Here is a 596-nt window from a genome sequence, read left to right as displayed (position 1 = left end):
CGATTGGTAACCGTTTGGTTTTGGGTTTGCAACGTAGTCGTCGAACTCACTCGGTAAGTGCTTGTATTTGGTATGAACCACACCTAACGCAGCGTAACAATCTTGCAGTTTGTCGGCGATGATACGTACTGCACGCACGTCAAACAATTCATCAAACGCCAAACTCTTCTTCTGCATTTTTCGCCAAATGCTGTAGATGTGTGTAGGACGGCCACTGACTTCGGCATTAATGCCACAAGCTTTCATCTCTTGAGATAAGTCTTCGACAAAATCTTTGATGTATTGCTCACGGACAATACGACGCTCAGCAAGCTGCTTTGCAATCTGCTTGTAAGTGTCCGGTTGTTGATAACGGAAAGCGTAGTCTTCGATTTCCCACTTAAGCTTACCGATACCTAGGCGGTTAGCCAGTGGAGCATAAATGTTGGCACACTCTTTTTCCGCAGCACGTCGAACTTCGTCCGGCGCTTTTTTCACTTCAATAAGGTTGCAAATTCGTTCTGCTAGCTTGATGACAACGCAACGAAAATCATCCACCATGGCAAGCAGCATGCGACGAACGTTGTCTACTTGAGAAGACGCAGCGCTGCCTTCCA

The 596-nt window shown here is 46.6% G+C and carries 1 protein-coding gene; it reads right to left on the bottom strand.

The features are described from left to right. Positions 1 to 596: HD domain-containing protein (locus R7040_RS28120; protein WP_318097838.1), on the bottom strand; the 596-nt coding region annotated here is incomplete at both ends.

This window comes from Vibrio sp. 1069 (assembly GCF_033340555.1).
This window is presented reverse-complemented; position numbering and strand designations above follow the sequence as displayed.